12 protein-coding genes are annotated in these 19,882 nt (G+C 35.5%); all 12 read left to right on the forward strand.

The features are described from left to right. Positions 1–17 precede the first annotated feature (17 nt). Positions 18–2,159 carry a heparinase II/III family protein gene (locus LP316_RS08515; RefSeq protein ID WP_193020584.1) on the forward strand — a complete coding sequence of 714 codons (2,142 nt, stop codon included), beginning with the start codon at positions 18–20 and terminating at the stop codon, positions 2,157–2,159. 4 nt (positions 2,160–2,163) lie between these two features. Next, a complete protein-coding gene (locus LP316_RS08520) occupies positions 2,164–4,230 on the forward strand; it encodes a heparinase II/III family protein (RefSeq protein ID WP_193020585.1) in 2,067 nt (688 codons plus the stop codon). Between the two features lie 81 nt (positions 4,231–4,311). Further along, positions 4,312–7,881, forward strand: coding sequence for a glycosyltransferase (locus tag LP316_RS08525; RefSeq protein ID WP_226960700.1), 3,570 nt, complete (start codon positions 4,312–4,314; stop codon positions 7,879–7,881). After that, a complete protein-coding gene (locus LP316_RS08530; RefSeq protein WP_193020586.1) occupies positions 7,871–9,910 on the forward strand; it encodes a DUF6270 domain-containing protein in 2,040 nt (679 codons plus the stop codon). Before LP316_RS08525 ends, LP316_RS08530 begins: the two co-directional genes overlap by 11 nt. Positions 9,911–9,964: 54 nt before the next feature. Then, positions 9,965–10,702: a DUF6270 domain-containing protein gene (locus tag LP316_RS08535; protein WP_193020587.1), complete on the forward strand. Its 738-nt coding sequence runs from the start codon at positions 9,965–9,967 to the stop codon at positions 10,700–10,702. Positions 10,703–10,758: 56 nt separating this feature from the next. Continuing rightward, entirely contained in the window at positions 10,759–11,514 is a 756-nt protein-coding gene (locus LP316_RS08540) for a hypothetical protein (protein WP_193020588.1), read from the forward strand. A gap of 330 nt (positions 11,515–11,844) precedes the next feature. Next, positions 11,845–13,749, forward strand: a complete 1,905-nt coding sequence (locus LP316_RS08545) for a glycosyltransferase (protein ID WP_193020589.1) — start codon at positions 11,845–11,847, stop codon at positions 13,747–13,749. Beyond that, a complete protein-coding gene (locus LP316_RS08550; protein ID WP_193020590.1) occupies positions 13,739–14,923 on the forward strand; it encodes a glycosyltransferase family 2 protein in 1,185 nt (394 codons plus the stop codon). Before LP316_RS08545 ends, LP316_RS08550 begins: the two co-directional genes overlap by 11 nt. A 24-nt stretch (positions 14,924–14,947) precedes the next feature. After that, positions 14,948–16,057 (forward strand): glycosyltransferase, encoded by a 1,110-nt coding sequence (locus LP316_RS08555; protein WP_193020591.1) that lies wholly within the window; start codon positions 14,948–14,950, stop codon positions 16,055–16,057. Continuing rightward, positions 16,054–17,238, forward strand: a complete 1,185-nt coding sequence (locus tag LP316_RS08560; protein WP_193020592.1) for a hypothetical protein — start codon at positions 16,054–16,056, stop codon at positions 17,236–17,238. Before LP316_RS08555 ends, LP316_RS08560 begins: the two co-directional genes overlap by 4 nt. 30 nt (positions 17,239–17,268) lie before the next feature. Continuing rightward, positions 17,269–18,492, forward strand: coding sequence for a glycosyltransferase family 4 protein (locus tag LP316_RS08565; protein ID WP_193020593.1), 1,224 nt, complete (start codon positions 17,269–17,271; stop codon positions 18,490–18,492). 99 nt (positions 18,493–18,591) lie between these two features. Continuing rightward, positions 18,592–19,491 carry a UTP--glucose-1-phosphate uridylyltransferase GalU gene (gene galU, locus LP316_RS08570; protein WP_193020594.1) on the forward strand — a complete coding sequence of 300 codons (900 nt, stop codon included), beginning with the start codon at positions 18,592–18,594 and terminating at the stop codon, positions 19,489–19,491. Positions 19,492–19,882 lie beyond the last annotated feature (391 nt).

Below are 19,882 nucleotides of genomic sequence, written 5' to 3' on the forward strand. Positions count from 1 at the left end.
CTGTATTTTGGTTCAATATGACATTATTCTTTTCTGACACCAACTCTTATCTAACGGATAACTACTGCTATCAGTTATGGGGTTATGCAAAGCAAAACAATACAGAAACGAATACCTTTCAAGGGGGAAAATACTTTGATAGGTCAAATTTTATTGGTCATTACGTAACGACCTCACTAGAAGATTCTCTATGCTTTCAGTTTTCAGGGGAGCTGGGCTCTTATCAAATTAATTTTGATTTAAATAAAGCATATTTGGTTCAAGGACTTTTATTTAACTTGAGGTTAGATGATTGGGAGGAGATCAGTTATTTAGCTTTAGGTTTTACAGATGAACATGGGTTTGCTCATGTCAAGGTTGAAAATCCATCGCAAGGACTTCAAATCCCCGTTGATCTAAATTTTGAGTCTTTAGCTTGGAAATTATATCAAACGCACAATGTTGCAAATATTAATGACATTCGTATTTACTTAAGGGGTAAACCTGGACTAAAAGGTGCATCTATAAAACTATATGAAATTGGGTATATAGAGTCGATTAAAGTTCTGGAAACAGCAGAAAACACTCATTTAAGTGATAGTACTTCTACCTCATTATTCGAGTATTTAAAGTATATTTTTCCTAATTATCACAATCAAGCAAAGATTTTTCTGGCGAGTGGGAAATGCCCATTAATAAATAATGTAAATATAGAATGGGATGAACAGCATGTTAAGCCCATTTTTGAAGACGAAAACAACACCCTAAGGTATTCCTGGTTTGCCTTACATCCCGCTCTGATTTTATTGTTAGATTACCATTACCATGACAACAACAATGCTCTGCAAGCTGCTTTTGATATTTTTCTTCACTGGTATAATGAAAGCTTTATCAAACCAGAGTTAGATATTAAGTATAATTGGTATGATCACGGTGTCTCGGAACGCCAAATTGCCACAATTTTATTGAAACAAGCACTGATTAGAGCGGATCAATTACCGACTAATCGGCTCAAAAAACTTGATTATGTTATTCGTCAGCAGGGTGAGTTACTCGCGAGTGAAGTTTTTTACTGTAGAGATCAAGTCGATAGATATCATAATCATGGCTGTTTTCAAGACTTAGCGTTATTAATAAGCTCTGCGCTAAATATTAAAGGCAAAAAAGAGCTTTTTTGGTCAAAGGTGGCATTAACTAGGCTAGAAGATCAAATAACAAATATTGTCTATCAAGTACCTAATTACGCTATTTCACTAGAAAACTCTCTCGGTTATCAATATGTTTTGTATCGCATTTTAGATATGTTTGCTGGTATTTTGTTTGACAATAAAAAATTCTCTGAAATACCTCTTATTGCAAGAGGTATGAAAAACTTTTTAAGGTTGTACAAATATCCAAATGGTGAACTTCCAGCCTTTGGAGACACCTTCAAGTATCACATGGATGATATAGAACCATTACCGTTTAATTCTGGAGTATACAACTTTACAGAAGCTGGTTATGTTCTGTTAAAAGAACTTTTCTATCAAAAAGAATTCTATTTCGCATTTTTTGCAACTAGCTTAGGTAAAGTGCATAAGCACCAAGACAATCTTTCATTTACGCTGTTTTTTGATGGGGTAGAATGGTTTAATGACCCTAGCTTTTATTCTCATGAGTATAGTGACGATGTACCAAAATACTTAAGAAGTGCAAATGCTCATAATAATGTAGTTGTGTTAGATCGTGACTACGACTTAAGTGCTGGTACAGCGAGTATTTCCAATGTTCACTCTGGTGATGCAAAGTTTCATGTATCGGCTTCTCATTCTTGTTACAAACATATTGAAGTAAAACGCGATGTTGATGTGTGTTACAACAATGCATCGCTATTAATTTCAGATGTAGTGAAACGCCTAAAGCGCTCTATTAAAAATCAACCATATATAGTTTTTCAATTAGGTATAGGTGTAGAAGCTAGCCATCAGAATAGAGAAATCAAATTAACTCATCCTAGCACTAATTTCACATTAGTGATTGAGATGAATAGCGAAAATTTCCAAATTGTTAAGGGGCGTGAAAAAAGTTCGCCTTTTCATGGTATATCTGGAGAACGTTTTTTACAGACTAAGGATACCATTTGTATTGTCCATCCCATTCAATTTGAGAAAAAAATTGAAACAAAAATTTCGATAAGGTAACGCTTTGAATAATACAGACTTTAATTCGCTTAAATTACAACACTTTTCAGGGAACTGTAAATGTGAGATCTACAGTGACAATGTTTTAGTGAGTTTTTCTGGTGAGGCAGGGGTTCACTCTTTTACTTATAATTTTACTGAATCTAACATTGTTAATCGGTTTAATATTGAACTAGAGCTAATTGACTGGGAAAGTATCGATTATTTAGCTGTAGGAGTAGAACTTGATGGTAAATTTGAACATATAAAAATTAATCATGTTAGACAGGAAACAAAGTTTAATGTTTCTTTTTCAACAAGCGACCTGTTCTTTTTAATCCAAAATAAAAAACAAAAAAGTGCATTCGAACTGAGCAAACTTAAAGTTTTTGTTAAGGGAAAGCTATCTAAACAGGGTAGTCAAATAGTTTGGTCAAATCTAACTGTTTTTGAAAAAGCGCCACATACTCTAACGGTCGACCAGTTTGATATGTCAGGGCCTGTAGAAGAGTTTCTTTTTGAGCATATGAAGAAATGCTTCAGAGACTATACAGATTATGCTGAAACTTTATTAACACATGGTTGTTATCCAATGCCAGGAGGAAAAAAGCTGAACTGGAAGATCAATGAAAAGTATCCTGAAGGAATCAGTGATGTTAATACGTTTCGCTTTTCTTGGCATGCAATGCACGCAGCCATTTGTCTAATGATTTATGCACGTGAAAACAGGGATACAGAGGCGCTATATTTAGCCAAGTCTTTGATTACCTCTTGGCTTAACGACCATTACTTTCAACAAACTGACGATGTGAAGTTTGCATGGTACGACCATGGGACTTCTGAAAGATTAATCAGCTTTTTAATGCTTTTGTCTTTCGGTTCTGCGGTAAGGTTTGATAAAAGATTTAACGATCAGTTGTTAGATGCGATTTCACAACATTGTGAGTTATTGGCCCATGAAGGCTTTTATGCATACAATCAAAGAGAAATTTACCATAATCACGCATGGTTTCAAGACATCGCGTTAATGCTTTCTTCATTATGCTTTGCTTCAATAAAACAGAGTGAGCACTGGGAAAAGGTAGCTGTTTTTCGTCTTCAAGATCAAATAGATAAGTTGATAGTTCGCGATAATGGATATTCGATTTTCGTGGAAAACTCTATTGGTTATCATCAAGGAATACAGCGTATTTGCTTGTTTGCAGGTCAGTTAGCAAGCCTCTCGAAAATCAAAAATGATATTGCTGATGTGTCGGTGGAACTTGATAAATGGTCGGCATTCTTAAGATACCCTAATGGAAGAAGTCCATCACAAGGGGATACATTTCGACTTGATTCCCTAATCGGAGAAAATATTTTCCAAGGTAAAGCTTACCCTGAAGTAAAAGAAGTAGTTCTACAAAAAGCTGGTTACGCTGTTTCGAAAGGGAATATTGATGAGATACCATATATGTTCTGTTTCTTTTCAACGGCCTTATCCCAAACTCATAAACATGAGGACAATCTTTCGTTTACTTTTTTCTTTGATGGTATTGAATGGTTTATCGATCCAAGCTTTTATTCTCATGAATATGAACAACCTATCCCTAAATTTTTAAGAAGTGCTTGGGCACATAATACCGTGGCAATTGAGAATGAAGAGTTTTCTATTGCTCCAGGTAAAACTGCAATAACTAAGTTTGTTAACAAAGAACAAGTATTGAAAATAAATGCGTTTAGTGATGGTTATCCTACAAGAGTGGAACGAAGAGTTGAATTAAAATTACAGCAATCTAAATTTAATCTAGTTGATAAAGTAGATAATAAAGACTGTAATGCTTTTCAGATGTTTCATTTAGGCCATAAAGTCAACTCGGTAGTTGACGGGAAAAAAATAACTTTGTCTCATCCAGACTCTAAATACTGTATCGTTATGACAGTTGATAGCATTTCAAAAATTGAAAAAGTTATAGATTTTGATGAAGAACGACTTATCAATGCCATTTCTGGTCTTGGTTTTATGGCTACTGAAGAAACTTCAGTTCTAGCAATACCAATAAATGGCACCGAAGCCAAAGTTGAGTTTGAAATCATAGCCAACGTTAACTTATAGATTATTAATACTAACCTACTGCTCATAAATTAATGGATAAATCTGTTTTACTGATGCAGATGGGTATTCAAGTAAAAAACAATGACAGACAAAAAACAAGAAACTAGCAAAGAGCAGCTTGAGCAAGAAATTAAACAACTTAAGCTAGAAAACGCTAAATTACGGCACAGTATTAGGTATCAAATTGGATATCATATTGTTAATGCGAAAACATTAAAGGGCTTTATACGCTTACCTTTAGCTCTATTTCGTGTATACAAACAATATAAAGCGAAACCGAATCAACATGACAACAAACAGTCTAAAAAGTTGTCACCAGTTAAGAACACTATTAATCTGAAAACTGTAGGTGAGCTTGCAGTTTTGGATAGCGATAAAGAATGTTTAAGAATAAAAACGCTGCAAAGTTTATTTAAACAAGCAGGAAAAAAACTGCAAAGTAAATTAAAAGTTGCAGGGGTTATGGATGAATTTACCTTTCATTCATATGCCCCAGAATGCGAGCTTTTAGCTTTAGAACCAAAAAACTTAGCACGCCAATTGAAAACATTTTCACCTGATTTTGTTTTTATAGAGTCTGCTTGGAAGGGCAAAGATGACTTATGGAAAACAAAAGTTAGTAACTTATCAAGCGAAGTGATCGAACTTATTGAATGGTGTCGAAAAAATAACGTTCCAAGTGTTTTTTGGAACAAAGAAGATCCTGTACACTTTTCTACGTTTTTGCCTTTGGCTAAGCTTGTTGACTATGTATTTACGACTGATATTGATTGTATTGCGAAATACAAAAAAGAAATAGGCCATGAGCGTGCCTATTTATTGCCTTTTGCTGCTCAACCTAAAAAACATAATCCAATCGAAATTTTTGAAAGAAAAGACAAATTCTGTTTTGCCGGCTCGTATTACCTGAGGTACCCTGAAAGACAAAGAGACTTTGCTTCAATCATTAACGCGTGCAACGAATTTAAACCTGTAGATATTTACGATAGAAATCATAATAACCCTCACCCTCACTATATTTTCCCTGAGCAGTATAAGGACTTTATCTTAGGAGCTTTGCCATTTTCTGAAATTGATAAGGCATATAAAGGTTATAACTTTGGTATTAACATGAATACCATTAAGCAATCTCAAACAATGTTTGCTAGGCGTGTTTATGAATTATTAGCATCGAATACTGTTGTCGTTAGCAATTATTCGCGCGGTGTTAAGTCTACATTTGGGGACTTGGTTGTTTGCTCTGATTCAGAGCAGGAAATAAAGAAGCAGTTAGCATCAATATGTTCAAGTGAGCAACGATATAAAAAATATAGATTACTTGGGCTACGTAAAGTAATGCTAGAGCACACCTATGCTCATAGGTTGTCCTTTATCGCAAGTGTTTTATCTGATAAGGAATATAAATCTCATTCGCCTAACTTACTTGTATTAGCGTCTGTTAAAAACGGTAATGAGCTTGAAAATGTAATTGAAAACTTTGGCCGTCAGTCCTTTGTTAATCAATCTTTAGTTATACTATGTGAGGAAAAAATTGATAACTGTTCTGTTAAAGGAGTTACGCTTTGTTTATCACATACCGATTTTATTAAAGAAGTAAAAAAACAGGCCGAGCATAATGACTTTATTAGTGTAATGTCGAGCAAAGATTTTTATGGGAAGCAATATTTTACGGACTTGTTGTTGGCAACTAACTACTCAAGCTATCATGGTTTTGGAAAAAAGAGCTTTTATTTGGCTGAGGAAAAGAGCGTTAAGCTTATAAGTAACGGTAAACAATACAAACAGACATCATCATTGATGCTACGACAGGCTGTTATAAGGTTGTCGGAAGATATTTTGAATTATGTCATATCAAACTTGAGTGAACTAGATGAATTGTCGATAGCTAGGCCTACCATGTTAGCTATTGATGAGTTTAATTACTGCCGAAATGGAATGAAGCACTTTGATAGTTCTTTAGTAGAAGAAGTTTCTGATACCCCTCTTACAACAAAAGGTGTTCACTACATTAAAAATTTGGCCTTGTTATCGAAGAGGATAGAACCTAGCAGTCCAGAGTTTAAAGATAGTGACTCAGTAGTTACTATATCAGCAAAGTCCTTTTTCGAATTATTTGAGCAACCAAAAACATCAAAAGTAGATATTTCATTTGATAATAATAAATACCTACTAACCTCAAAATATGCGCCTGATGAATATGCATATTTTTATGCTCGAAAGGCCTTTAATCGAGCAGAACTAAACCTTGAATTGAATAGCTTAGTCAAATTTGTAGCTTATAGTAACTTGGCCGATGTTCGCACTGTATTTGAATTTCAGGATAAATCAGGTAAAAAAATCTCTCATGCAATGCCAAAAGGGGTTGGTGAGCAACATAGTTTGGCAATACCTGAAAATTGCTACTTTATAAGAATTGGTTTGCGTATTCAGGGTAAAGGCAGGTTGGTCATTAATAGAGTGACCTTTGGAGCGCAGGTAGAATTGCCAACGACTGTAATTGGGCAATCTGATACGCTAGTTTTAACAAAACAGTATCCTTCTTATGCTGATTTATACAAATATGGATTTTTGCACAGCAGAATAAGAGCTTATAGAGATCAGGGTACGCAGGTTGATGTATTTCGAATTACAAACGAACCTGGCTGGAATTACAGGGAGTTTGAAGGCGTTGATATTGCTCAAGGTAATGCCGCTTTACTTGATAGAACATTATCAACAGGTCAATATCGCCACGTTCTTGTGCACTTGCTAGACAAAAATATGTGGCAAGTTCTGAATAAATACCTAGACACGGTAAAAGTGACTATATGGGCTCATGGTGCCGAGATTCAATTGTGGCAACGACGAACCTTTGAATTCGAGCTCATGGAAGATAAAGAAGTTGAACGCCAAAAAAGGTTGAGCGATCAACGAAAGACATTTTGGCAAGACGTTCTAGAAAAACCACATAAAAACCTGCATATGGTCTTTGTTTCTAAATACTTTAGGGACGAGGTATTTGAGGACTTTGGTATAACCCTGGCTCCTGAACAATACAGTATTATTCCAAACATAATCGACAGTAATGTTTTTCCATATGTTGAAAAACAGCCGGAAAAACGCCTCAAAATCTTGTCTATAAGACCATATGCAAGTCGAAAATATGCTAACGACTTAACGGTTAAAGCTATCTTGGCATTAAAAGATAAAGCATTTTTCAATGAGCTCGAGTTTACCTTGGTTGGCGATGGTGTTTTGTTTGAAGAAATTACCAAACCACTATTAGGATTGAAAAACATCAAACTCGTTCGAGGGTTTAAGTCTCAGAAGGAAATAGCAGAGCTTCATAAAGAGCATGGAATTTTTCTTACGCCCACAAGAATGGACTCTCAAGGTGTTTCTAGAGACGAAGCGATGTCTTCTGGTTTGGTACCAATAACAACTAATGTTGCAGCTATACCTGAGTTTGTAGATAACTCATGTGGTTATGTTTCCCCAGCTGAAGATTTTGAAGCAATGGCAAGCTCAATTGAGGAATTGTATTATTCACCTGAAAAGTTCCTATCTCTATCAAAAGCAGCATCGGCTCGTGTTAAAGCAACACTTTCTTTTGAACACACGATTAATAAAGAGTTAAGTCTTATCATGAACGGACTAGGTAATGAAGAGTAAGGTTTTAGTTTTTGGTAGTAATGTATCTGCAGATATTGTTAATCATCATTCAGGTGAAGGAAAGTTTGAATTAGTTGAGCACTATACTCGCTCTTCTCTTGCCTCAGTTACAAGTGAGCCTATTAGGAAAAAACCGTCTTTAGAGGGGCTCAGCTCATCGCAAAAACGAGCACTTAAAAGAGACTTCTCTAAGGAGTTTATTCAGCAAGCGGTTTCAAAAGCTAGTTATCATTTATTACTTATCGACTTTCTTGATGAAAGGTTTCACCTTTTGGAAAACAATGATTTTATTGCAACTAGAACTGTTGAGTTTGTTTCCTCTAAGTCACGATTAAATGGCTTTAAACTCATCGAAGCCTATAGTGAAGAGTACTTTCAAATGTGGCTTAAGGGGTGGCATAAGTTTTTAGAAACTATGAAACGTTTAAAGCTTTTAAACCGAATAAGGTTAAATAAAATCTTTAGGGTTTTGCCAGAAACGAAAGTTGATGAAGAAAAATCTGCAGTTGTTAAGCATAATCAATTTCTAGCTCGTCTTTATAAAGAGGCTGAGAAGTCTCTTAATGCCAATCAAGTTTATAATTATCCTGAGAAATTCTTTGATAGAAAAAGCTACGCAAGTGAAAGTCAACTTGGGGATTATTCGGAAGAGTTTTACTTAAAAGGAAATAGGCAGTTAGTTCACGATAAAGGTTTAGCGGATTTGTTGGATAATATTATTACGTCAACACCTAAATTGAAAATGTCGTTTAAAGAAAAAGTCTTAAAGTACATATCACAGGATCTTCCATTTACTCTGTTAAAAAAAAATGCGATAAAAAAACTAAAAACAAGTCACAAAAAAGAGATTGCTACTTTTGTAAAGAGCGAAATATTTAACCCTGGAGTTAATTCACTGTCGTTTGGAACCGGTCAAGTAATAGAGTTTTTGTACAATAATCCCAACAAACTTAATACAAAAGATAGAAAACTACTGGTTTGTTTTAATGCTGCAGTTGGTCAAAGAGATGTTAAGTGTGGACCTTTTTTTTCAGGTATAGGTTTATCTGATGAATTAGGATTGCCTATCTTGAGTATTGCTGACCCTTTAGTATCTCAAAATGAGAATATTGGTCTAGCATGGTATGCCGGAGGAGAGAACTCAAATGGTCTACAATTACAACTGACCGAGTTACTTGAGCAGGTTTATAAGCAACACGGCTTAGAGCTTATTATTTTTGGTGGCTCTGGTGGTGGTTTTGCGTCATTAGTTCAAGCTACTAGATTAACTATTCCAGCCACTATTGTAGTTTGGAATCCACAGACGTCAATTCTTAATTATTTAAAAGAGCCTGTTAGCGATTATGTAAATACAGCATTTAGAGAATTTAGGGCAAAAGCTGATTTTTCCTACAAGCAAACTCTCGATTGGTTTGGTATTCAGCATGAAGTATTTGCTGATCAAGTAAAAGAACAAATAAAATTGGTCTATTTACAAAATCAGAGTGATAACCATAGGAATATACACGCTATTCCGTTTATGAAAGCTGAATGTTGGACTCGAATTGGAAGTGCATCTTTTGAAAGCTCGAATCAAAAGCTTTTGATGTGTTTTGGGAATTGGGGAAGAGGACATGTAGCTCCGAGTAAACCATTACTTACTGCTCTGTTTAATGGTATTGTTTTTGACAAACATCAAAGCCATGTTATCCATAGCTTAGCTGATATAGGTCCATTAATTGATGATCGTTTAGTGCCATATATAAATGTATCTGAATTTTCTCCTAACGTTAAAATAAAATTAAATACATGTAGGAGCGGTGAAACGATTAAATGTTGGGCCGATATAGCAGGAAATGAACTAGATATAAAGTTGCTCAAATACTCTTTCAGATTGCATGTAAATGGTAAACCTATATTGGGATGTGAATATCAAAGTGACTCTAATTATAGTTTTGAATATGACAAAGATTTGAAGAACCTTAGAGTTGAACTTCGAATACAAGATAAGCTTGGTACTATTTTAAGGCTTTATGCTGACGTTAAATAGATATAGTACTCTAGTATATATTAACAAAAAAATTGAGAAAAGAAGTATATTAATATGGTTAAATCATTAGCAATATTAGGTAGTTGTGTTTCTAGAGATGCATATGAGCTAGTAAAAGGGTTAGCTCGACTAGATTTTTATGCTGCTAGATCATCGCTTGCAAGTATTTACGGTGGAAGTTCACTAAATATAAGCGAGGTAGATCTCGAGATTCCTGGTAAGGGAAAATTTGAAATTAGAATGCTTAGTTATGATATCAATAAATATTCAAAGAGATTGATCTTGGAGTCTGATACTCAGTATATCATGTATGACGGTATCGATGAGCGATTTGATTTATTAGAGGTTGGTAATACATTAATTACGAGATCAAATTATCTTGTAAACACTGATTTTGGTAAGTCACTGGAAAGTTCCAAAATAATAAAGAGGAATAGCCCAGATATTTTGTCTATTTGGAAGAGCGCGGCTGATAAATTTTGCCATGATGTAGCTGATAAAAAAGTTATTATTCATAAAGCATTGTGGTCCACTTCGTACAAAAATCATGATTCTAATGAAGTAATAGAGTTTGATGATGAAGAAAGACGTATGGCTGAACAGCAAAATTTAATATTGAACGATTACTATGATTATTTAGAAAGTAAGCTTGATAATGCTTTTGTTATTGATGTTCCTAAGGAACTCGTTTATTCAGATTATGCCCATAAATGGGGCCGTGATTTTTTCCATTATGGACAAGAATACTATGATTATGTTGCGAAAGAGTTAAAAAAAATATTGGGAGATTAGACTTTTTTAGGTTAGCTCTAAAATATAGTTGAATTTAAAAAGGTAATTAAATAAGTATGAGCTTTAATGATGTAAACCCACAAGAAGATAGGTTATTTAAATCTAAGAACCGATATTTAATTTATTCTATTAAAAAAAGAACAGCGTCTAACAAACTAGTTTTCGTTTTTTCTGGAGTAGACGCTACACCAGGGTTCTGTCGAATGTCATATTATTCTCTACACGAAGAATTAAATGAAAATACTGTACATGTAATGGATAATTACGGAACTCATGGCTGTTATCTGCTGAATGTTTCTGGTGATGCTCAAATTAGAAATGTGACTATAAGTTTAATAAAAGAACTACAACAAGAACTCAATATATCATTAGAGAATACGTATTTTGTAGGGACGTCTAAAGGCGGTACTACTGCGCTACTGTACTCGCTAATGTTAGGTGGTGGTAATGTGTTAGCTGGTGAACCACAAATCAAACTCGGAGAATTTATTTATGGTGATAGGTGGGAAGATCTAGAACAGTTTAGAGCGTTAGCTTATGCGATTTTAGGTAGAGTGGACGTTGATGACAAAGAAAAATTAAATCAACTAGTTTTCGAAATTATTGAAAGATATGGCCCTCGATATAAAGGTAAAATAGAGATTATTTACGGAAGTAATACCGGATATGGCCCAACTCATATTTTTCCTTTCTATGAGTTGTCTCAAAAAGTAGAAATTGATGGTCGTATTAAGCTTTTTGAGCAAGAGTTTTCTGATCATGGAGAAGTCGTTCAGCCATTCTTAGATAGACTAACAAAGATTTTTGACTAGCTTTACACTTTTTTCTATTTTTGAGTATAAAGTTTTATTTGCTATTAGGTTTATTGGTATCAATATGGCGAGAAAGCCTATTTATTACGATAATTTTCAATCTGAACTATCGACAAGTAGCTTTAATATTAGGGGACCATTGAGCTTATATATGAATGACTATTTTAAGCAGCCGAATAAACTGTTACTTTTTTCGAGCATTATGGTGAAACATCGTTATCGAAAGCTGAAGAATGTAAAAGAGGTTTTGATTGCTTTTTGTCACAACTTTAGTTTGTATACCAAGCAAATATTTATGAATTTTACTACTCTTTACAGCGTGACATCAAATTGAATGTAAATAACCAAACAGTGGAATGTGAAGATAACCAATCAGATCTTGAAGCTGAGCTAAGAGGTTTGCAAAACGAAAATGACTTTCTTACGCAAAGGCTCAAGGAGCTAAAACACAGTACTACTTATCAACTGAGTTACCACATTAATAAAGCGGGGACGCTTAGAGGCTTTTTACGATTTCCATTAGCTTTTTACAAAGTACTCAAGCAATACAAGCAAAAAGCGGATGCAAAGAAAGCTAAAGAACAAGCCGATAACGCACTATTTATCGAGTTTAAAGGAGATAAGCACGCTGAGCAACTCCGTATAGAGCAAGTAAGGGCAAAGTTTAAACAGTGTTTGGCTAGTGAAAATAAATTAAAGGTAGCCTCAATTCTTGATGAATTTTCATTTGGTTGTTTTGCGCCAGAATGTGAACTTTTTCAACTTTCTGCTGTTAATATTCAAGATCAGCTAGACGAATTTAAACCAGATTTAATTTTTATTGAGTCTGCATGGCAAGGCAAGAATGGTGAATGGTTTAAGAAGGTGCGCCATGTTTCAAAAGAGCTGATCGAAGTATTGAGGTGGGCAAGGGCAAACCATGTACCAACGGCTTTTTGGAATAAAGAAGATCCTGTACATTTTTCAGCATTTTTACCTATTGCTCGATTAGTTGATTTTGTTTTTACTACCGATAGCCGTTGTTTAGAACGGTATAAAGAGGCGCTTCAACATGAGCGGGTGAGTGTTTTACCGTTTGCAGCTCAACCACGTATACACAACCCGATAGAGCAATTCGAGCGTTGGGATAAGGTTTGCTTTGCCGGTTCGTATTATAAAAACTACCCACAAAGGCAGTTGGACTTTGAGTCATTATTCAATGGTGTAACTAAACTTAAGGGTATAGACATTTATGATAGAAATTTTAATGTCGAAAATTCACAAAACGTTTTTCCTGAAAAATTTCAAAAGTACATTAAAGGCAGTTTACCATTTGATCAGATAGCTAAAGCCTACAAAGGTTATAATTTTGGCCTTAATATGAATACTATCAAAGACTCACCAACAATGTTTGCGCGAAGAGTTTATGAGTTGATGGCTTCAAACACTATAGTCGTGAGTAATTACGCTAAGGGTATAGAGGAAGTGTTTGGTGATTTGGTTATAAATAGTGATGATGCAAATGAAATAGCCGATCAGTTAAGAGCTTCTTGTAATGATGTGAGCCAATACCGAAAAATGCGCCTGCGAGCACTGAGGGAAGTTATGAGTAATCACACTTATTTTCATCGCGTGTTATTGCTTCAATCATTGATCGCCGGCCAAGCTATAGAAAGTAAAATACCGTCGGTGATTGTTGTTTGTTTTGCTTCCAAGCAAGAAGAGTGTATGTCGGTAATAGAGCAATTTAGTCATCTTAGTTATAAAAATAAAAGACTTGTCTTTATAGCTACAAGTCATATTGAGCTCGAAGGGTATAATGTCATTAATATTGAGCACGGATGTGAACAATTATTATCGACTATTCAAGAGCACGATTATGTCGCTTTTATGAGTAAACAAGATTGGTATGGCAAAGCATATTTAACGGATCTTACTTTAGCTTTTCAGTATGCCGATATTTCCTGCTCAGGAAAGAACGCTCGGTATGTTAACGAAAACAACCATCTTTCTTTAGTAGAAGAGCATACACAGTATCGTCCTATTGAGCGACTACCTGCTCGATCATCAATGATTGACACAAAAAAGGTGTCATTAAATTGGCTCGACCAAAATATTCAACAAATCGAACAGGCAAGCTTCTCAACTGATCAGGCTCTTGCTATTGATGAATTTAATTATTGTCAACATGGGGCTGAAATTAGTAGCGTAAATGCACGCGATAATAATATCGTGGAGGCAATCAATGTTGAGTAAAAACGAACTAGCAAAAGAGATCAAGCGACTAGAGGCAAAAAATAAATCGCTAAAATCAGAAATATCAATGATTAAAATAAGCGCTAGTTACAAATTGGCTCAGCAAATTGTTGAACGCTGTAAGAGTAAAGTAGGGCTGCTTACGTTACCATTTTTTATTGTTAATCAATTTTTGGTTCGTAAACTGAAAAAATTCATTAAATTTAATGGCCATATACCTAAGCACTTTTCTGAAGAAGATTTGGGTATTGATATTACTACTCAAAGCTACAAACAAGGTGTATCGGTATTAATTCCTTGTTACAACGGAGAGGTATTTGTTAATCGTTGCCTCGATTCATTGGCCAAACAAAGCTTACCTAAAGCGCTTGTTGAAGTGATTATTATCTTAAATGGTAGGTTAGATAACTCACTTAACATAATTAATTCTTTTCAGGAAGAGCACCCAGAGTTATTAATTCGCGTAGAGTCTCTTGAAGAAGCGAATGTCAGCCGAGCGAGAAATCAGGCAATTGAGTCTGCAACCAGAGAGTTCTCAATTTTTTTAGATATCGATGATGAAATATCCGCTAATTATCTCAAAAATTTGCTAGATATGGCGAAGTTAAATACCGTGGTTTTCGCAAATATAAAAGATGTATTAATTTATAGTGACGAAGCTAAAGGCGATTCGGGTAAACTTGAATTAAGTAACCAAAATCATAAGCTGAGCTTTGATGATGTCATGCCATTGGTTAGTAAAAACGCTTGTAAACTTATCCCAACCCAGTTACTAAAGCAGTTAAAATATAATAAGACATTAAAAAGTGGTGAAGACGTAGTATTTATGAGTGAGCTTTTTGCGAAACTAAAGCCACAAATAACTTTATGTAAACACTTTAATGAAACATTTTACATTCGTCATGTAACGGATAACTCAGTTAGTCGTAAAGCGAGTAGTTACGAGTTTTGTGTGAGTCAAAGGCTTGAGGTTATAGCGCAACTCGATAGCTTGTTATCACAACAAACTAATAAATTATCTAAATACTTGTTGCTAAATTTTATTAATTTTCAATTAAACTTTGTTGCTGATTATATTTTAAATAACCAGGAGTCATATAAAATATTGTTGCAAGATAAGCGACTCAATACCATTAACTTTGATATTGAAACGGCGATCAACAGGAAAATATAACGTGACGATGTTGTTTGTTTAAATATGTGTAAGTTAACCATTATTGCTCCTGTCCACAAAGCAACTGATATTAGAGTTGTTAAGAAGCAGTGCGTAACGGCGGTAAAAGCTGGCTTATCTGTCACATTATTCGCGCGAGGTGCGTTAGACCCTGCTTTAGTAGGAAAAGTTGAATACAATGAACTTAAATACAACTCTCGCTTTCAACGCTTTTTGCTACAACCCTCGTTATTTAGACATGCATTAAAAACAAACGCTGATATTTTTCATATTCACAACCCTGATACTTTACTTATAGGTTTGTTGTTAAAGCTCAGTGGTAAGAAGGTTGTTTATGATTCTCATGAGTTTTTTAAAGAAAAAATTATGCTCAGGCAATGGGTCCCTTTAATTGTTAGGCCTCTCTTGGCCTCATTTGTCGACTCTCTCGAAAGATTAAGCTCCAAGCTGTTCGATGCAACTATAGTTACCCAATTACGACAATTAAACCGTTTTCATAACACTGTATTAATTGGTAATGCGCCAATATATAGTGAAAAAGTTTTGCCCCCCAAGCCGCCTGTATCTTCTAAATTAGCATTAGTCTACTTGGGAGGAGTTAGTCAGGATAGGGGGGTCAATTATATGCTTGAGTTAGTAACGAACATGAACAAGCAACAACCGACTCATCTTTATATCATTGGCCCGATTATCAATGAAAAAAATAGCAGCCAAATTTTACATAGGATTCAACAAAATCAATATTCTGAATACTTGGGAGAGTTAGAGCAAAAACGTGCTTTTGACTATGTCCAAAAAAGTCATTTCGGCTTGGCAGTTTTAAAAGATGTGGCCGATTATAAATATTCTGACCCTAATAAGCTTTATGAATACATGATTAATGGTACGTTGTATATTGCTTCATCGTTTAAAAGCTGGAGAGAAAAATTAGAAAAAGATACCGATGGAATATTTGTCGATGTAGCGGATATTAATTCTGAACTTGTTAGTAAGTTGATTAATATTGCTGAATCAGAAGAGCAATATCGCTTAAGCGTTGAGAAAAACCAAAAGTTTATTAAAGATAAGTATAATTGGCAGCTAATTGAAGCCCCTAAATTAATAGCGTTATACGAAGAGTTAATATCACAATGACGAAGCAAGTTTTGTACGTCGCTACATTATTTCGCAAGAAAAACTGTTCTGCATCTATTAGGAACGTCGCATTGGTAAATGCATTACTGAATAGTGGGGTTGCGGTAACGGTTGTCACAGTAAAATACCCACGAGAAGTATTGGATGACTATTTAGTTGAGCAAGTTGATAAAAGAGTGACCTTAATCGAGCTTGATGCGGGCGCTCTTTCAAATTATATCCCCACTAACAGAGCTGTAATTACTACAAATAATAGTTTTAGTGCTCGCGTTAAATCGTTGTTAAAACAAATCTATTATTTCCCAAGTATAGATAAAGGAATATTAAAGCACCTAAATCAGGTTTCACTTGCGCAAATAGACTTGGTTATAAGCTCATCTGACTCAAAAACCTCACATGTTTTCGCTGCACGATTAATAAAAAGCTCTACTGTTGTATGGGCACAAATATGGGGTGATCCATGGGAGCATGACATAGCAATCAAGTCTAATTTTAATAAGTGGAGAATTAGGCTTTTAGAAAAAAAGCTACTTACGAAAGCTAACTATATTTTTTATGTTTCGTTGCCTACGTTAAAACAAATGCAAAAAAAGTATCGTGAGTTTGCTTCAAAAATGACTTTTCTACCACGAAGCTACTTTAAAGAAATTAACTCAGAGATTACCTATAAATGTGGCAATTTAAAACTACTTTATACGGGAGGTTTGAATGGTCGAAATATTATGCCAATTATTCAGTCGATAGTTAGACATAACACAAAGCATGACATAAAAATTGAGTTGACCATACTTGGTAAAGTCACTGATGAACAGCTACGCGAGTTTAAATTGCATCAATGTGTTCGTTATGGTGGTAGCGCCAGCTTGCAAACAACCCTAAAGGCTTATGAAGCAACGGATAGTTTGCTGTTTATCTCTAATTCATCAGGAGCAAATCAAATACCAGGGAAGCTATTTGACTATTTTGGTACCAATAAACCAATACTTGCACTTCTAGAAAATGATGCTGATGAGGTTGGTTGTTATATTAAATCGACTAAACGCTGTTTGGTGTTTAAAAATGATACGACTAGCATTGATTTAGTACAATTTATTGAGAGGTCTCGACTAAAACATGATATATTGACGCAATTCTCTCCAGAAACAGTTGCGCAAAAACTAATAGATATCGTTGATTTTTAATTGTCAGCGTTCAGCAGTTTACATTTTTACATGCATATCCTTTTTTTTACTGATAATTTCCCTCCAGAAAGTAACGCTCCAGCATCCAGAACTTTTGAGCATGCAAGAGAGTGGGTGAACTCAGGACATAAAGTTACCGTTATTACCGGTGTTCCTAACTTTCCTGAGGGCAAAGTCTATGAAAATTACCAAAACAAATGGTATCAAAAGGAGTATATTGAAGGGATAGAAGTACGCAGAGTAAAAACCTATATAGCTGCTAATGCCGGCTTTTTTCGTCGTATCTTAGATTTTACTTCATTCATGGTAACAAGCTTTATTGCTGGTTTCTTTGTTAAGAAAGTCGATGTGGTCGTGGGAACTTCGCCACAATTTTTTACCACTGTTAGTGCTTGGGGTTTGTCGGCGTTAACAAAAAAGCCGTTTGTCTTTGAATTAAGAGATATTTGGCCAGCTTCAATTAAAGCAGTTGGCGCGGTGAATCGTTCATGGGTTGTTAACTGGCTCGAAAAATTAGAATTATTTTTATACCGTAAAGCCGACTTAATTATTGCGGTAACAAATAGCTTCAAGGAAAATTTAATTAACCGTGGTATCGATGGTGAAAAAATAGAGGTTGTATTAAACGGCGTTGATGACAGTAAGTTCAAGCCAGTTAGTGAAAAAAATAGTTACTTTATTGATAAACTCAGCTTAGACGATAAGTTTGTCGTGGGGTATTTGGGCACTCACGGTATGGCTCACGGATTGCCGAGTGTAATAGATGCAGCTGAATTGTTAAAAGGCTATAAAAACATTCACTTTTTGTTTGTTGGTAGTGGTGTGGTAAAGCAACAGTTAATTGCCTTAGCAAAGGAAAAGGAACTAGAAAATATTACGTTTATTCCTAGGCAACGCAAAGAGATGATGCCACAGTTTTGGGGGTTATGTGATGTCTCTTTGATTAGTTTAAAAAAGGATGACTTGTTTACTACGGTAATACCTTCGAAAGTGTTTGAGTCGATGGGGATGGGGTTGCCTATGATAACCTCTGCACCTCCTGGGGAAGTTACTACATTAGTTAAGACCTCAGGATCGGGTATAGTTATTTCACCAGAAAATAGCGAGGAATTAGCGGCGGCTATCTCTAAACTGCACTCAAACAAATCGCTTACAACGAGCTACGCAAAAAGCAGTTATTTAGCATCTAAACTTTATTGCAGAAGAGCATTGGCGAAGGATATGCTTGAAGCTATGGTTAGGCTCATAAAATAAATAAGGCGATTAATAAACTAATTCTTTTCACCTATAAAACCCATGACATCTGAATAAACAACCAATACAATGAGGTAAAAAAGTTGTTAAAGGATGAATATGGTTAGTCAAATTAAAAAAGCAGTAATTCCCGTAGCTGGGCTAGGAACACGAATGTTACCAGCGACAAAAGCCATTCCCAAAGAAATGCTTCCGATCGTTGATAAGCCACTTATTCAATATATTGTCAATGAGTGTATTGATGCCGGTATTACTGAGATCGTTTTAGTAACCCACTCCTCAAAAAATGCGATTGAAAATCATTTTGATAAATCCTTTGAGTTAGAAACTACGCTTGAGAAGCGTGTTAAGCGTCAATTGTTGGAAGAGATCCAAGCGATAACCCCCAAAGATGTAACGATATTACATGTGCGTCAAGGGGAAGCTAAAGGCCTTGGCCATGCGGTATTAAAAGCCCGTCCAATTATTGGTAATGAGCCATTTGCAGTAGTTTTACCTGATGTAGTGTTAGATGATGCTTCTTCTGATCTTAAGTCTGAAAACTTGGCGGCAATGCTTGATCGTTACAGCGAAGTTGGTGGTTACAGTCAGATTATGGTTGAGCCAGTTCCGATGGAACAAGTAAGTAGCTATGGAGTTGTCGACTGTGGCGGTGAAGAGTTAGTTCCAGGTCAATCAACACCGATGACGGCTATTGTTGAAAAACCAGCTATTGAAGATGCTCCATCAAATTTGGCCGTTGTAGGGCGTTATGTTTTAACGGAAAAAATTTGGGATTTACTTGAGTTTACGCCACCGGGCGCAGGTGGTGAAATACAGTTAACTGATGCTATTGCCAGCTTAATGAAGTTGGAAATGGTTGAAGCTTTTCATATGAGTGGTAAATCACATGACTGTGGCTCAAAACTCGGTTACATGAAGGCAAATGTAGAGTATGCATTACGTCATCCGCAATTGGGTGAGGAGTTTAGGGAGTATTTGAAAGGGATGGAACTATAAAGCGCTAGAAGGCTGTAATGCGATAAGGCGGTAATGAAGTTAGGACGACTGTTTTAGGTAAGTTATCGAGATTCCGGCCTAAGCCATCGCCGGAATGACGCCTCATTTATTTACCGCCGGAATGACTTAATTTTAGCTGCTCGTTTGGAGCTTTTAATTTTTAGTGAAAAAGTGTTTTAACGCGATAATGCTTTAATGAAGTTGCTATGGCTGTTTTGGGGTGGTTAATGATGTACAGGCCTAAGCCACCGCCGGAATGACGCCTGGAGCGAGCTCAGGATCTCCCCAGGTTAGAGTGAATAGTAGATAAGAGATTCCGGCCTAAAACACCACCGGAATGACGTCCAATATATTAATTGCCGGAATGACGATTACTATAACATTAGGTTTG

The sequence above is a fragment of the Thalassotalea sp. LPB0316 genome (assembly GCF_014898095.1).
Taxonomy (GTDB): Bacteria; Pseudomonadota; Gammaproteobacteria; order Enterobacterales; family Alteromonadaceae; genus Thalassotalea_G.

What these genes read in the sequence shown, in the direction of transcription:
- LP316_RS08515 (WP_193020584.1), top strand. Translation starts at nt 18, where the DNA reads ATGACATTATTCTTTTCTGACACCAACTCTTATCTAACGGATAACTAC.
- LP316_RS08525 (WP_226960700.1), top strand. Translation starts at nt 4,312, where the DNA reads ATGACAGACAAAAAACAAGAAACTAGCAAAGAGCAGCTTGAGCAAGAA.
- LP316_RS08530 (WP_193020586.1), top strand. Translation starts at nt 7,871, where the DNA reads ATGAAGAGTAAGGTTTTAGTTTTTGGTAGTAATGTATCTGCAGATATT.
- LP316_RS08535 (WP_193020587.1), top strand. Translation starts at nt 9,965, where the DNA reads ATGGTTAAATCATTAGCAATATTAGGTAGTTGTGTTTCTAGAGATGCA.
- LP316_RS08540 (WP_193020588.1), top strand. Translation starts at nt 10,759, where the DNA reads ATGAGCTTTAATGATGTAAACCCACAAGAAGATAGGTTATTTAAATCT.
- LP316_RS08550 (WP_193020590.1), top strand. Translation starts at nt 13,739, where the DNA reads ATGTTGAGTAAAAACGAACTAGCAAAAGAGATCAAGCGACTAGAGGCA.
- LP316_RS08555 (WP_193020591.1), top strand. Translation starts at nt 14,948, where the DNA reads ATGTGTAAGTTAACCATTATTGCTCCTGTCCACAAAGCAACTGATATT.
- LP316_RS08560 (WP_193020592.1), top strand. Translation starts at nt 16,054, where the DNA reads ATGACGAAGCAAGTTTTGTACGTCGCTACATTATTTCGCAAGAAAAAC.
- LP316_RS08565 (WP_193020593.1), top strand. Translation starts at nt 17,269, where the DNA reads ATGCATATCCTTTTTTTTACTGATAATTTCCCTCCAGAAAGTAACGCT.
- galU (WP_193020594.1), top strand. Translation starts at nt 18,592, where the DNA reads ATGGTTAGTCAAATTAAAAAAGCAGTAATTCCCGTAGCTGGGCTAGGA.